Here is a 14,170-nt window from a genome sequence, read left to right as displayed (position 1 = left end):
CCGGAGACAGAATGACTGACGTCGTCGTGGTCGAGTCGCCTGCCAAGGCGAAGACGATCAACAAGTATCTGGGGGACGGATTCACGGTTCTTGCCTCGTTCGGCCATGTCCGCGACCTGCCGCCGAAGGATGGCAGCGTCCGCCCCGACGAGAATTTCGCCATGGACTGGCAGGCCGACGAGCGCGGCAGCCGGCAGATGGCCGCGATCGCCAAGGCGTTGCGCGGGGCGCGGCATCTGTACCTGGCCACTGACCCGGATCGCGAGGGCGAGGCGATTTCCTGGCATGTCCGCGCGATGCTGGAGGAAAAGAACCTGCTGAAGGGGGTGGACGTCCAGCGCGTCACCTTCAACGAGATCACCAAGAGCGCCATCCGCGCCGCGATGGCCCAGCCGCGCGACCTGGACCAGCCGCTGATCGAGGCCTATCTGGCCCGGCGCGCGCTGGATTACCTGGTGGGCTTCACCCTGTCGCCCGTGCTGTGGCGCAAGCTGCCGGGGTCGCGCAGCGCCGGCCGGGTACAGTCGGTCGCCCTGCGCCTGATCTGCGAGCGCGAGGCGGAGATCGAGAGCTTCCGCGCCCGCGAATACTGGACGGTGGCCGCGCAGTTCACCACGCCCGGCGGCGCGGCCTTCACCGCGCGGCTGACGCACCTGGCCGGCTGCAAGCTGGACCAGTTCGACCTGCATGACGAAGCCGGGGCCATGGCGGCCAAGGCGGCCGTCGAGGCCGGGCGCTTCGCCGTGCAGTCGGTGGAACGGCGCAAGGTCCGCCGCAACCCGCCGCCGCCCTTCACGACCTCGACCATGCAGCAGGAAGCGTCGCGCAAGCTGGGCATGGGCGCGCAGGGCACCATGCGCACCGCCCAGCAGCTGTACGAAGGCATCGACCTGGGCGGCGAGACGGTCGGTCTGATCACCTATATGCGAACCGATGGCGTGCAGATGGCCGGCGAGGCCATCGCCGCCATCCGCGGCCATATCGGCGAGAGCTTCGGCGCGCCCTACGTGCCCGAGAAGGCCCGGATCTATTCCACCAAGGCGAAGAACGCCCAGGAAGCGCACGAGGCGATCCGCCCCACCGATGTCAGCCGCACCCCGGCGCAGATGGCCCGCTACCTGAATGACGAGCAGCGGCGGCTGTACGAACTGATCTGGAAACGGTCGGTCGCCAGCCAGATGCAGTCGGCCGAACTGGACCAGGTAATCGTCGAGATCGCGGATGCCGGAGGGGCCGCCACCCTGCGCGCCACCGGGTCGATGATCGCCTTCGACGGGTTCCTGAAGCTGTACAGCGAAGGCCGGGACGACGCCGCGCCGAAGGACGAGCAGGACGACGACAGCCGCATGCTGCCGCCGATGCGCGAGCGCGACGCGCTGAAAACCGGCGAGGTCGCGGCCGACCAGCATTTCACCCAGCCGCCGCCGCGCTTCTCCGAAGCGTCGCTGGTCAAGAAGATGGAAGAGATCGGGATCGGCCGGCCGTCGACCTATGCCTCGATCCTGACGGTGCTGCGCGACCGCAATTACGTGCGGCTGGATGCCCGCCGCTTCGTCCCCGAGGACCGGGGGCGGCTGGTCACCGCGTTCCTGACCTCGTTCTTCGAACGCTATGTGGACACGCAGTTCACGGCGGGGCTGGAAGAGCAGCTGGACGACATATCCGGTGGGCGGGCCGACTGGCGCGACGTGATGTCGGCCTTCTGGCAGGATTTTTCCCGCGCGGTGGACCAGACGAAGGATCTGAAGATCTCCGACGTCATCAGCGCGCTGGATGCCGACCTGGCGCCGCATTTCTTCCCCGCGCACCCCGACGGCAGCGATCCGCGCGTCTGCACCGCCTGCGGCACCGGGCGGCTGGGGCTGAAGCTGGGGCGGTACGGCGCCTTCATCGGCTGTTCCAACTATCCGACCTGCCAGTTCACCCGCCGCCTGGTGGTGGACCCCAAGGAGGACGGCGAGGCCGACACGCTGAAGGACGGCATGCGCCTGCTGGGCCAGACGCCGGGCGGCGAGGACGTGACCGTGCGGCGCGGCCCGTGGGGCCTGTACGTCCAGCAGGGCGAACCCGACCCCGAGGACAAGAAGGCCAAGCCCCGGCGCGCCACCATTCCGCGCGGGATCGAAGGCGACAAGATCACGCTGGACCAGGCGCTGGGCCTGCTCTCGCTGCCGCGGGTCGTCGGCATCCATCCGGAAACCGGCGAGCAGATCGAGGCCGGGCTGGGCCGCTTCGGGCCATACGTGAAGATGGGCGCGGTCTATGGATCGCTGGACAAGGATGACGACATCCTGACGGTCGGGCTGAACCGGGCGGTGGACGTGCTGGCCCGCAAGCTGGCCTCGGTCCGCACCATCGCGCCGCACCCCAAGGATGGCGAGCCGGTGATCGTCCGCAAGGGACGGTTCGGACCGTATATCCAGCATGGCACGATGGTGGTGAACGTGCCCCGGGGCGAGGCCATGGAGGACGTGACCCTGGACCAGGCGGTGGCGCTGCTGGCCGAAAAGGGCAAGCCGCTGAAGCCCAAGGGCAAGGCCGCGGCGAAGAAGGCCCCCGCCCGGAAGACGGCCGCCAGGAAGGCGCCGGCCAAGACCGCGGCGAAGAAAGCCGCCCCGGACGGGGATGCCGATACGCAGGCCAGGGCCGCGAAACCCCCGGCGCGCAAGGCCGCCGCCCGCAAGACCCCGGCCGGCAAGGCAACGGGCAAGACCGCGAAGGGCAAGGCCGAACCCGGCGAGGGTGCCGGGCCCCGCACGCGGCGCACGGCGACCGAGGCCGGCTGACGATGGGGGGACGGAACCCGTCCGACCCTCAGCCGACCGCCTGCCCGTCGCCCGACGTTCCGCCGACCGATCCGCGCCCCCCGGCCCCGCCGCAGCCGGGCGGGGGCCTGCCGGACCGCGAGGCGCTGCGCCGGTTCGTCACCGAGGCCAGCGGCCGTGTCGGCAAGCGCGAGATCGCACGCGCCTTCAACCTGGGTCCCGAACACAAGGCGGCGCTGCGCGCCATGCTGCGCGAACTGGCGCTGGAGGGCACGCTGGTCCCGGCCGGCGCCAGGCGCTTCCGCGCGTCCGCCGCCATGCCCGAGGCCGCGTTGGTGCAGGTGACGGGCACCGACCCGGACGGCGACCCGATCGCCCGCCCCGTGGTGTGGGATGGCGACGGCCCGGCGCCGGTCGTCTTCATGCATCCCGAGCAGAAGGGCCGCCCCGCGCTGGCGCCCGGCGAGCGGGTGGTGGCGCGGCTGAAGCGACTCGGCCCCGGCCGGTACGAAGGCCGCACCCTGCGCCGCCTGACCGATGCGCCGGGCCGCATCGTGGGCGTGTTCCGCCCGACGACCCTGTATGACGGCCCTGGGCCGCTAGCCCCGCCCCGCCGGCACGCCGAGGCCGGGCGCCTGGTTCCGGCCGACCGCCGGGCGAAGGCGGAATGGATCATCCCGGCGGGCGAGACGATGGGCGCCGAAGCCGAGGAGGTCGTCGTGGCCGAGCCGCTGCCGCTGGCGGGGTCCGGCCTGAAACCCGCGCGGATCGTGGCCCGGCTGGGCCCGATGGGCGATGCGCGGTCGGTCAGCCTGCTGGCGATCCACACCCATTCGATTCCCGACCAGTTCCCCGCCGAGGCGCTGTCCGAAGCGGAACGGGCGCGCGGCGTGTCGCCCGAGGGTCGCGAGGATCTGCGCGACGTACCGCTGATCACCATCGACGGGGAGGATGCCCGGGATTTCGACGACGCGGTCTATGCCGAACCGGACGGCGACGGATTCCGCCTGATCGTCGCCATTGCGGACGTGGCGCATTACGTCCGCCCCGGATCGGCCCTGGACCGCGAGGCGCGGCGGCGGGGCAATTCGGTCTATTTCCCCGACCGGGTGGTGCCGATGCTGCCCGAGGCGCTGTCGAACGGATGGTGCTCGCTGCGCCCGGGCGAGGATCGGGGCTGCCTGTTCGCCGAGATCTTCATCGACGCGGCGGGGAACAAGACCCGCCACCGCTTCGGCCGCGGCATCATGCGCAGCGCCGCGCGCCTGACCTACGACCAGGCCCAGGCGATCGTCGGAAACGTGGAGGAGAGCCAGCAGGAAACCGGCCTGCCGGACGGGCTGATCAACACATTGTTTACGGCGTGGCGCGCACTGTCGACGGCGCGCGCGCGGCGTGGCACGCTGGATCTCGATGTGCCGGAGCGCGTGGTGCGACTCGACACGTCCGGGCGGATCACCGCCATCGAACCCCGCCCCCGTCACGACAGCCATCGCCTGATCGAGGAATTCATGGTGCTGGCCAATGTTGCCGCCGCCGAGGAACTGGAACGAAGGCGCCGGCCCTGCCTGTATCGTATCCACGCGCCGCCTTCGCCCGAACGGGCCGAGGCGATGCGCGACAGCCTGTCGGCCATGGGGTTCGACCTGCCGCCGCCCGGGGCGTTGCGCGCGCGCGACCTGGGCGCGGTGCTGGCGCGCGCCGCGCAGGGCGAGGCATCCGGCCCCGCCAGCGGCACGCCCGTCAGCGGAACCCTGGTCAGCGAGACGATCCTGCGGGCGCAGAGCCAGGCCGAATACAGCCCCGACAATATCGGCCATTTCGGCCTGGCGCTGCCGGCCTATGCCCATTTCACCAGCCCGATCCGCCGCTATGCCGACCTGCTGGTGCATCGCGCCCTGATCGGGATGGGCACGCAGCCGGCCGACGGCATGCCGGCCGCCGACGCCGCATGCCTGGACGAGATCGGCGAGCAGGTCAGCACCGCCGAGCGCCGCGCCGCGCTGGCCGAGCGCGAGACGACGGAACGCTATGTCGCCGCATGGCTGGCGGACCGGGTCGGGGCGGAATTTTCCGGCCATGTGTCGGGCGTAACCCGGTTCGGCGCGTTCGTGACATTGACGCAGACCGGCGCCACCGGTCTGGTACCGGTATCGACCCTGCCCGACGATGTCTGGACGCATGACGAAAAGACCCAAACCCTGCGTGGCCGCCACGGTGGACTGGCCTTGCGGCTGGGCCAGCCGGTCACGGTACGGCTGGTCGAGGCGACACCGGTGACCGGCGGGCTGCTGTTCGCCCTGGTGGGCGCGAATCCAGCGGCGGCGTCCGGCCCGGCGCGCCGCGCGCGTGGCACGCGCCCACGCTGATGCGCGCGCCATCCGTTCCCGTTCCGGCGGGCCCCGTTTCGGCGGGCTGGATCCCCGCCCCGCTCCGTGGGGCCGGGCGACGGGTCACGTCCGTGATCCTGCCGACGCGCACGATCGCCATCATGCTGATCGTCATCCACCTGATGACGCCCGTCCTGGCCCCCGTGGCGGCGCGCGCCGCCGGCACGCCCGCGCCACCCCCGCCCCCCCGGCCCGCGCCGACCCCCGGACAGGATACGAGGAGCCAGGATACGAGCCAGATTCTGGTCCAGGCGGACCCGGTGCCCCAGGCGGGCCAGTTGGACGCGGACATGACGATATCGGTCGTGAACGCGGCCCTGACCTTCCTGCTGCCCCGAACGCTGGAGAGCCACACGCCGCGCGATTTCTGCCTGTGGGGCCTGAACGGGCTGAGCGCGATCGACCCGTCCCTGACCGTCGTCGAGCAGAGGGGGCCCGAACAGAAAGGGGCGAACCAGAACGGGATCATCCAGCTTTCGCTGGGGCAGGAAATCGTGCTGCGCCTGCCCGCCCCCCCCGATTCCGACCAGGCGGGATGGACGGACCTGACCGTGCGGTTGATGCAGGCGGCCTGGGCCCGGTCGGGCACGGTGCGCGGCGCCGGCGCGGACGGTCTGATGCAAAGCTTCTTCGACGAACTGTTCAACCACATGGACCCGTATTCGCGTTACGTCGCGCCCAGCCCGGCCACGACCGACCGCGACACGCGCACCGGCGGCGAGGCCGGGACCGGGCTGACATTGGGCCGCGACGCGCGCTCGATCCTGATCACCGGGGTCAATGCCAACGGGCCGGCCTGGCCGGCGGGTCTGGCGACGGGCCAGCGGCTGTACGCGGTCAATGGCCGTTCGACCCGTGACCAGACGCCCGGAACGGTCGCCCAGTGGCTGCTGGGTGCGCCCGGCAGCACGGTGACGGTGACGGTTGGCGACGGGCGCGCCCGGCGCACCGTGACGCTGCGCCGGGCCTCGGTCCCGCCGGAGACGGTCTTCGCCTATGCCGCGGAACATATGGTGGTGATCCGCGTCACCGCGTTTTCGGCCGACACCGCGCAGGAAATGAGCCAGTACCTGGACCAGGCATCCGACGACCAGCACCTGCGCGGGCTGGTACTGGACCTGCGCGGCAATCGCGGCGGGGTGCTGCAGCAGGCGGTGACGGCCAGCGCGCTGGTGCTGGACCAGGGCGTGGCGGCGATCACCCACGGCCGGGACCCGGAAGCCAACCATGTCTGGGCGGTGCAGGGCGGCGACATGACCGGGGGCGTGCCGATCGTGGTGCTGGTGGACGGGCGGACCGCCAGCGCGGCCGAGATCCTGGCCGCCTCGCTGGCCGACCACCGGCGCGCCGTGGTGGTGGGCAGCGCCACGCTGGGCAAGGGACTGGTGCAGACGATCGGCCAGATGCCCGACGGTGGTGAGTTGTTCGTGACCTGGAGCCGCGTCCTGGCGCCGCTGGGCTGGCCGCTGCAGGGGCTGGGCGTCATGCCGCAGGTCTGCACCAGCCGGGGCGAAAGCGACCTGGAACGGCAGTTGCAGGACCTGGCGGCCGGCCAGGTGGACATGCGCGACGCCGTCCAGGCGACGCGCGCCACGCGCTATCCCGTGCCGGTGTCGCGCATCCTGGACCTGCGCCGCGCCTGCCCGGCGGCGATCGGCACCGATTCCGACCTGGATGCCGCGCGGTCGCTGATCGACAATCCCGCCGAATACCGCGCCGCCCTGTCCGCCATCCCCGAGGAGAGCCCCTATGCGCCGCAGGCTGAATAACCCGCCGGACGCCGGAGCATGACCGAGGCCCGGCTGCGCACGGGGCTGTGGGCCGCCGCCGTGATCCGGCAGGCGAACCAGGACGGCCATCCCGCCATGGTCCTGCGGCGCGGCGATGCCGATGCCGGGGGCGTGCTGGCGATGCTGCTGGGCCGCGACGGCCGCCTGTCGGTGCTGGGCCAGACCCGCGCGCCGGACGGGCGTCCGGCCTGGATCCGCGGCACGGGGGCCGATCCGGTCGACCAGCAGGCCGCCGACGCCTACGTCGCCCGGCAGGTGAACCGCGACCCCGATCTGTGGGTGCTGGAATTCGACGCGCCGGACCTGATGCCGCCTTTCGAGGCCGTGCTGATCTGACCGCCGCCACCCCCCGAATTGTGTGTCAAATGCCACACAGCCGGACCGGCCCTGTCACAGGCATGCCGCATTCGGTGGTATGCATGGCACCTATGGATTGCCATAAGCCCATCTTTCGGCAAAAGAAGGCAATGACTGAAAGGCCTGCCGAAGGACGCGTTCACTCGACCGGACAGCGTACCGATAATGTCCGGCGAAGGGAGAAGAGACATATGACAGTGCGGCACGGATTGCTTGCGGGGTCTTTCCTGGCGGCGACGCTCGCCTTCGGCTCTGTCCTGTCCGTTGCCCCGGCCCATGCCCAGCCGGTGCAGGGCCTGTATGTCGCCGGCGAGGGTGGGGCCAGCTTCAACCAGGACCAGCGCGTCCGGTCCTCGCCCAATTTCCCCGACGGACGCGACAGCTACCATACCGGCGCGACCGGCATCGGCAGCATCGGCTGGGGGCTGGGCAACGGCTTCCGCGTGGAGGTCGAGGGCGACTACCGCAATAACGGGCTGAAGAATTTCGGGTCGGCCGGCGTTCCGTCCAGCCATGTCGGCGGGCGGCAGCAGACCTATGGCGTCATGGCCAATGCGCTGTTCGACCTGGATATCGGCAAGAGCTGGCTGTTCCCCTATTTCGGCGCCGGTGTCGGCTATGCCTGGCAGGCGATGAACGCCAGCGTGACCGCGCCCAATTTCAGCCAGCAGATCGGCGGTACCTTCGGCAACTTCGCCTATCAGGGCATTTTCGGCCTGGCTTTCCCGGTGCCGTGGGTCGTCGGGCTGTCGGCGACGGCGGAATACCGGTTCTGGACCATGCTGGGCCCGCAATCGCATGGCGCGCGGTCGATCGGCACGGTCGGCGGGTACGACACCACCCGTGCCTACGGCCCCGCGGCCGGCAACCGCGACACGATGACGGACTTCAACCATTCGCTGATGCTGGGCCTGCGCTACGAATTCAATCCGGCCCCGCCCCCGCCCCCGCCGGCCCCCGAGCCGGCCGCCCCCGCCCCGACGCAGAGCCGCACCTATCTGGTGTTCTTCGACTGGGACCAGGCCGTGCTGACCGATCGCGCGCGCGCCATCGTGGCGACGGCGGCGCAGGCATCGACCCGCACCCAGACGACGCGGATCGAGGTCGACGGCTATACCGACAATTCCGCCGCCCATCCCGGCCCACGGGGCGCGCGCTACAACATGGCGCTGTCGGTCCGCCGCGCGCAGGCGGTCCAGGCCGAGTTGATCCGCGACGGCGTGCCCGGCACGGCGATCGACGTCCACGGCTTCGGCGAGACCCACCCGCTGGTGGCAACCGGCCCCAACACCCGCGAACCGCAGAACCGGCGGGTCGAGATCATCCTGCACTGACCGGGGCAGGAGGGCCCGCACCGCCTTCATGTTCCTGCGTCAACTGACCTATCTGATCGCCCTCGACCAGTTCCGGCACTTTTCCCGCGCCGCCGAAAGCTGCGGCGTTTCGCAGCCGGCCCTTTCCGCCGGCATCCGGCAGTTGGAAAACGAGCTGGGCGTTGCGATCATCCACCGCAATCGCCGCTTCCACGGGCTGACCGACGAAGGACGGCGCGTGCTGGTCTGGGCGAAGCAGACCCTGGCCGCGCTGGACGGGCTGCGGCAGGAAGCCGCCTTCGCGCGGGATGTCTGCGGCGGTTCCCTGTCGATCGGCGTCATGTCGCCGGCCCTGCAGACCGTTCCGCTGCTGCTGGAAATCTTCCGCGACGCCATTCCGGGCCTGCACCTGGAAGTCCTGTCCGGCACCGCCGCCGACATCGCGCACCGGCTGCGCGAACAGCACCTGCATCTGGGGGTCATGTACCTGGACCAGATCCCGGCGGACGGCCCGTTCGATACGCTACCGCTTTATACCGAGCAATATGTGCTGGCGGGGAGCGCGTCGGCCCGGATGCCGGCCGGACCGTCCTGCGGCTGGGCCGATGCCGCGGACCTGCCGCTGTGCCTGTTCAGCCGCACCATGCGCAGCCGACAGATCGTCGATGCCGGCTTCCTTGAGGCCGGGGTCAGGCCGAGCATCATACTGGAAACGGATTCGATCAGCGTCCTGCATTCCGAACTGCGGGCGGGGCGGCTGTGCAGCATCCTGCCGGTGGCGGCCCTGCCGGAAACGGTGGGGGATGCCGGCCTGCGCACCATCCCGATCATGCCCTGCGTCGCGCCGCAGGTCGGCATCGTGAAGCTGCGCCAGCCGGTCATGTCGCCCGTCCTGTCGCGCATATGGGACGTCTGCGGCCGCCTGCAGGCCGGCGACGTCTTCGCGGCCGTCTGAACACACGCCGCCTGTCGCCCGGTCCGGGAATGACGCACGCCCCCGCGATCAGACGAACCGTTCCCGCCGCATCCAGCTTTCGGCCATCGCCGGCCATTCAACGGTCTGCGTCCCGGGTGCGCCCAGGCCGAAACCGTGCCCCCCGGTGGGAAACAGGTGCCGCTCCACCCGCACGCCCGCGCTTTCGCAGGCCGCCTGCAAGATCGCCGTGTTCTGCGGGTTCGAGACCGGGTCGTCCGCCGCCTGCGCCAGAAAGAAGGGCGCCAGCCCGGAATGGACATGGGTCTGTACCGACCAGCGCGCGCTCTCCACTGGGGTCGGATGATCGCCGATCAGCACGCGCCGGCTGGATGTGTGCTGATATGGCGGCTCCAGCGTCACGATCGGGTAGACCAGCATCGTCAGATCCGGGCGGCCGGATTCCCGGTCCAGGGCGTCGATGGGCGCGTAGTCGAGCCGTTCGGCACAGGCCGTCTGCATTCCCAGCAGATGACCGCCGGATGAAAAGCCCAGTACGCCGATCCTGCGGGGATCGATACCGAGATGACCGGCCTGACCACGCATCGTCCGGATGGCGCGCCCGGCATCCTGGAACGGGGCCAGGCTGCCGGCCGCCCAGTCCTCGGGGGGCAGGCGATAGGTCAGGACGAAGGCCGTCACACCGATCGAGGCCAGCCATCCGGCGGCCGGCATGGCTTCCTTCTGCACCTCGATCCGCCTGTAGCCGCCACCGGCGGCGATCAGCATGGCGGCGCCGTTGGGACGGGCGGGGCGCAGCACGGTCAACCGAGGAATGGCGACCCGCGTGACGGCACCGGAGGCCGAGACATGTTCCCGCCCGGTCGGGCCGCCCCCACCCGGCGGCGGCCCGGGCCAGATCGCAAGGCCCGACGGCGGGGCCGGCCGGTCGTCATCATGACCGGCCCCGCGGTGGCGGGGCCGGAAGGGTTGCGTCCGCGCGCATCCGGGAAACGCGCCCCCGGCCAGCGCCGCGGTGGCCGCCACGAAAGTACGCCTGTCCATCACCCCTCGCTTCCCCACTGCGGCCGGTGTGCCCGGCGCCATCATAAGCAGCCTTTATCACGTGATCACAACAAACGATTGGACCTGACGGGCGGGCGCACCCAACGTCGCCACCCTGATGAGACCCGCCGCCCGCCGCGCCGCCGCCGTTCAGCCAGGAATGCCTGTGGCGCCGCATATCGCGCAACGGCTGTCATGGCTGTATGCGCCGTCGAAGGAAGATTTCGCCTTCGCGCTGCGCACCGCCCTGGCGGCCATCCTGTCGCTGCTGATCGCCATGTGGATGGAATTGGACAGCCCGCAATGGGCGCCGCTGACCGTATGGGTGGTGGCACAGTCGTCCCGGGGCGAAAGCCTGTCCAAGGCCCGCTGGCGGGTCGTGGGCACCCTGGTCGGCTCGGTGGCCGCCATGGCGCTGGTCGCCGCGTTTCCGCAGGCGCCGGGCCTGTTCTTCTGCAGCCTGGCCGTTTGGATCGGCCTGTGCTGCGCCGTGGCGACCCTGCTGGACAATTACCGCGCCTATGGCCTGATCCTGACCGGCTTTACCTCCGCCATCGTCGCCACGGGCGCCATCCTGGAGCCCGACCACGTATTCGAAATCAGCATGGCCCGCACCAGCTATATCCTGCTGGGCGTGATCTGCGAGGCCACGCTGGCCGTCATATTCATGCCGTCACTGCTGGCGCAGGCCCGCCGGACGCTGCATCTGCGCCTGGCCACCACGTTCGGCGAGACGCGCGCCGCCGCCGCCGGCCTGCTGGAGGGCGACATCCGGCCCGATGCGCTGGGCAAGGTCCTGATGGACCTGGTCGCATTCAACAGCCAGATCGAATTCGCTGAAATCGAACTGGAACCCGGCAGCCGAACCGGCGACCACGCCCGGGCAGCCCTGGCGGGAATGCTGGTCATGCTGGCCCGCGCGCGGGGCCTGTCCCTGCTGGCCGCCGGGCCGCACGCCGACCGCACCGCCCGGGACGAGGCGCGCGCGGTGGGCCACATCCTGCGGGACAGCCGGCTGGACGGATCGGACGCGGCCCGCACCCCACCCCTGCGGCACGCATGGCAGGACCGGCCCGCCGCCATGGACACGGCAGAGGATTCGATCCTGCCGCGCCTGTTCACGGCGCTGCTGGACGATACGGATCACGTCATGGCGGAAATCGTGGCCAGCGACCGGCCCGTGCGGGGCGATCGTTTCCGGTTCCGCACCGTCTCGCGCCGTCATGCGGTCGAGGCCGTGGAAAACGGCGTCCGCGCCGGTTGTGCGATCATCGGCGCCTGGCTGATCTGGGAGGTCACGGCCTGGCAGCACGGTCCCGCCTTCGTCTCGTTCGTGGCCCTGGTCTATGGCCTGCTGGCCACGCGGGAAAACCCGATCCTGGCCGGCATGCCGTTCATGACGGGCGGCCTGTACTGCGCGCTTGTCGCCATGCTGTTCGTGTTCCTGGTCATCCCGGCCATCACCGCGCCGGAAGTCCTGGTGCTGGCGCTGCTGGTGCCCATGACGATCGGCGGCCTGGCGGCCCGGAACGCCCGGACGGCGGGCTACGCGTTTTCGTTCAACATGTTCCTGCCGGTGCTGATCGGCCCGATGAACCAGGCACGCTATGACGAGGTCTCGTTCCTCAACACCACATGCGCCTTCCTGCTCAGCATCCTGTTCGCGGTCCTGACCTATCGCGTCATCGTGCCGTTCCGGGTCGATTCCCATATGCGGCGCACCGCAGCGTGGACCGAGCGGCGCCTGCGCGGCGTGGCCGGCCGGCATGCCCGCCTGTCCGGCCATCAATGGCTGGCGACCACTGCCAGCAGCCTGGTCCGTATCCTGCGCAACGCCTCCGCCGTGCCGCCCGACATGCTCGCGCAGTACATGCAGGCCCAGCTTCGCGCCATGACGGTCGGCACCTGCGTGATCGAACTGCGCACCATCGCCCGGCAGGACCACCTGCCCGGCGATGTCAGGACAGCCCTCTGGTCATTCCTGGACCAATGGAAAAAGGGCCATCCCGGACTCCAGGCCGTCCAGGCCTGGATGGATGACAGGCAACGGGAGACACGCGACGAGGACGAGAGGACCGAGATGCGCAGGATCATATCCTGCCTGCATCTTATCCGGATCAGCGGCTGAACCGGCAGGCCGGTCGCCTTCTACCCGATCGGCCTGGATCGCGCGTACCATGTAGCGTTGAGCAGGATCAGGGTCACCACGACGGTCGCGGCGCCGCCGACCGTCAGCATCAGCGCCGGCGCCAGGCCCGTTCCCAGGAACGCCGCGATCCAGGTTTGCAGCAGGGCGTTGCCGGCGGCGATCAGGTTGCCGCACTGATAGGCCAGCCCCGGAAAGGTGGCCCGGACCGACGGGGGCGAAAGCTCGCTCAGGTAGGCGGGCACCACGCCCCACGCGCCCTGGACGCAGAACTGGATGCAGACGGCACCGGCCGCCAGCCAGAAGGCGGAATGGGACAGCGCCCACAGCGGCAGGAACGGCAGAGTCAGGATACCCGCCAGGGCGATGCTGTACTGCCGGCCGATCTTCTGCGACAGCACGCCGAAGAACAGGCCGCCGGCGATGGCGGCGATGTTATACAGCACCACGATCAGCGTGATCGTGGGGTGCGGCAGCCCGCGCTCCAGCCCCAGGAACACTTTCGGATACAGGTCCTGGGACCCGTGGCTCATGAAGTTGAACGCGGCCATCAGCGTCACCGCGAACAGGCAGAGCGCCGCATTGTTCCTGACGATGGACCACAATCCGGGCGCGCGCACGGCGTCGGTGCCCTGCTGGCGATGGCGCTGCAGCCATTCGGGGCTTTCCGGCACCCGCACCCAGATATACAGCGCGGCCACCAGCGCGCCGCCGCCGAGGATGAACAGTCCGCGCCAGCCCACGACAGGCAGCAGCAGGAAGAGCAGCGATGCCAGCAGATAGCCGGCAGGATAGCCGGCCTGCAGGATGCCCGACGCGGTACCGCGCCATGACCGCGGAATGCTTTCCATGAGCAGGGACGTGCCCACCCCCCACTCGCCGCCCAGCGCCACGCCGAACAGGGCGCGCAGGAACAGGAAGACGGTCACCGTCGGCGCGAAGGCGGACAGGATCTCGATCACGGAATAGACGACGATGGTGGCGATCATCACCGGCTTGCGGCCATACCGGTCCGCGGCATGCCCGCACAGGAAGGCGCCGATCGGGCGCGTCAGCAGCGTCAGCGTCGGTGCGAGCAGGATGCTTTGCAGCGAGACCTGGAAGCTGTGCGCGACGTCGTCAAGCGTGAACAGGACGATGAAGAAGTCACAGGCATCCAGCAGCCATGCCAGCAGCGAGGCCGCGACCACATGCAGCGCCGTCGCCCGGTCGAAGGCCGGGTCGCGGGCCGGGCCCAGCCCGGACGCCCGCGATGCCCCGCCCGGCCCGATCGTGGCCGTGGCGTCACCGTTCATGCCTGTCTCCATCTTGCTGGTACATCCTTCGTTTCACCGCCAAGGGTGGCAATAGCCTGATGCCGCCCAGAATCGCACCGGGAATCACCGATGTCTCTCCCGGACGCATCACATATTCGCATTCGGGACTCAGGAT

The 14,170-nt window shown here is 70.2% G+C and carries 9 protein-coding genes; 7 read left to right on the top strand and 2 right to left on the bottom strand.

Going from position 1 to position 14,170, the window contains the following annotated elements; all coding sequences use genetic code 11:
- Nucleotides 1-11 precede the first annotated feature (11 nt).
- The 6 genes from topA to GDI_RS00190 all read left to right on the top strand — a co-directional run bounded on the left by topA (nucleotide 12) and on the right by GDI_RS00190 (nucleotide 9,570).
- On the top strand, nucleotides 12-2,786 hold the full coding sequence (topA, locus tag GDI_RS00215; protein ID WP_012222293.1) for a type I DNA topoisomerase: 2,775 nt from the start codon (nucleotides 12-14) through the stop codon (nucleotides 2,784-2,786).
- Between the two features lie 2 nt (nucleotides 2,787-2,788).
- Nucleotides 2,789-5,134: a ribonuclease R gene (gene rnr / locus GDI_RS00210; RefSeq protein WP_012222292.1), complete on the top strand. Its 2,346-nt coding sequence runs from the start codon at nucleotides 2,789-2,791 to the stop codon at nucleotides 5,132-5,134.
- Nucleotides 5,134-6,924, top strand: coding sequence for a S41 family peptidase (locus GDI_RS00205; RefSeq protein ID WP_012222291.1), 1,791 nt, complete (start codon nucleotides 5,134-5,136; stop codon nucleotides 6,922-6,924). Before rnr ends, GDI_RS00205 begins: the two co-directional genes overlap by 1 nt.
- 18 nt (nucleotides 6,925-6,942) lie before the next feature.
- Nucleotides 6,943-7,281, top strand: coding sequence for a DUF1491 family protein (locus GDI_RS00200; protein ID WP_012222290.1), 339 nt, complete (start codon nucleotides 6,943-6,945; stop codon nucleotides 7,279-7,281).
- 212 nt (nucleotides 7,282-7,493) lie between these two features.
- Nucleotides 7,494-8,636: an OmpA family protein gene (locus GDI_RS00195; RefSeq protein WP_012222289.1), complete on the top strand. Its 1,143-nt coding sequence runs from the start codon at nucleotides 7,494-7,496 to the stop codon at nucleotides 8,634-8,636.
- 28 nt (nucleotides 8,637-8,664) lie between these two features.
- Nucleotides 8,665-9,570, top strand: a complete 906-nt coding sequence (locus GDI_RS00190) for a LysR family transcriptional regulator (protein WP_012222288.1) — start codon at nucleotides 8,665-8,667, stop codon at nucleotides 9,568-9,570.
- Nucleotides 9,571-9,618: 48 nt separating this feature from the next.
- Here the strand turns inward: GDI_RS00190 and GDI_RS00185 are convergent, their stop codons facing one another.
- A complete protein-coding gene (locus GDI_RS00185; RefSeq protein ID WP_144880369.1) occupies nucleotides 9,619-10,593 on the bottom strand; it encodes an alpha/beta hydrolase in 975 nt (324 codons plus the stop codon).
- A gap of 160 nt (nucleotides 10,594-10,753) precedes the next feature.
- Between GDI_RS00185 and GDI_RS00180 the strand changes: the two genes are divergently transcribed.
- Nucleotides 10,754-12,721 carry an FUSC family protein gene (locus GDI_RS00180; RefSeq protein ID WP_041249210.1) on the top strand — a complete coding sequence of 656 codons (1,968 nt, stop codon included), beginning with the start codon at nucleotides 10,754-10,756 and terminating at the stop codon, nucleotides 12,719-12,721.
- A 20-nt stretch (nucleotides 12,722-12,741) separates the two neighbouring features.
- Here the strand turns inward: GDI_RS00180 and GDI_RS00175 are convergent, their stop codons facing one another.
- Nucleotides 12,742-14,034, bottom strand: coding sequence for an MFS transporter (locus GDI_RS00175; RefSeq protein ID WP_012222285.1), 1,293 nt, complete (start codon nucleotides 14,032-14,034; stop codon nucleotides 12,742-12,744).
- Nucleotides 14,035-14,170 lie beyond the last annotated feature (136 nt).

Source organism: Gluconacetobacter diazotrophicus PA1 5 (assembly GCF_000067045.1).
Lineage (GTDB): Bacteria > Pseudomonadota > Alphaproteobacteria > Acetobacterales > Acetobacteraceae > Gluconacetobacter > Gluconacetobacter diazotrophicus.
This window is presented reverse-complemented; position numbering and strand designations above follow the sequence as displayed.